General features: G+C 73.6%; 1 protein-coding gene. It reads right to left on the minus strand.

Features of this window, described 5'->3' with window-relative positions; genetic code table 11:
- Positions 1-126 precede the first annotated feature (126 nt).
- Positions 127-967 (minus strand): succinyldiaminopimelate transaminase (gene dapC, locus LJ221_RS12925; RefSeq protein ID WP_241716500.1); only part of this gene is annotated, 841 nt, incomplete at its 5' end.

Below are 967 nucleotides of genomic sequence, written 5' to 3' on the forward strand. Positions count from 1 at the left end.
GGCTCAAGCCCCATGGGTAGTCCACTCGATGGTGGGTGTTTCATGGGGTCGGGGGTTCCGCGTTGTTGACTGCGACGATCAGGGCCCGGGGCCGTACGGCCCCGGGCCCCGCCGTCTCCCCGCGTCTCACGCGGTCAGGCGCCGCACCGCCTCTCCGACACGCTCGTCGGTGGCCGTGAGGGCGACCCGCACGAACCGTTCGCCCGCGGGGCCGTAGAAGTCGCCGGGCGCCACCAGTACCCCGCGCCGGGCCAGTTCCCCGACCGTGTCCCAGCAGGGCTCGTCGCGCGTGGCCCACAGGTACAGCGACGCCTCGCTGTGCTCGATCCGGAAGCCGCTCGCCTCCAGCGCCGTGCGCAGCGCCGTGCGCCGCGCCGCATAGCGCTCACGCTGCTCCGCCACATGTGTGTCGTCGCCGAGCGCCGCCACCGTGGCGGCCTGCACCGGGGCGGGCACCATCATCCCCCCGTGCTTGCGCACCCGCAGCAGCTCCGCCAGGACCGCCTCGTCCCCGACCAGGAACGCCGCCCGGTAGCCGGCCAGGTTGGAGCGCTTGGACAGCGAGTGGACGGCGACGATGCCCTCGTGGCTGCCGCCGCAGACGTCCGGGTGGAGGACGGAGACGGGCTCGGCCTCCCAGCCCAGCTCCAGGTAGCACTCGTCACTGAAGACCAGCACCCCGTGCTCGCGAGCCCAGGCGACGGTGGCCTTCAGCTCCTCCCCGGGCAGCACCCGGCCGGTGGGGTTGGAGGGGGAGTTGAGCCACAGCAGCCGCAGGCCCTCGGGGTCCAGTTCACGCGGCGAGTCGTCGTAGACGACCGGCTCGGCACCCGCCAGCCGCGCCCCCACCTCGTACGTCGGGTACGCCAGCCGCGGGTACGCCACCTTGTCCCCTCCTTCCCCGGCCGTGACGCCGTCGTCGACAGGACCGGCGAGGGCCGCCGCTGGAGCTACGCCGAACTGGACG

It is taken from the genome of Streptomyces sp. CNQ085, from assembly GCF_022614595.1.
In the GTDB taxonomy this organism is placed as follows: domain Bacteria; phylum Actinomycetota; class Actinomycetes; order Streptomycetales; family Streptomycetaceae; genus Streptomyces.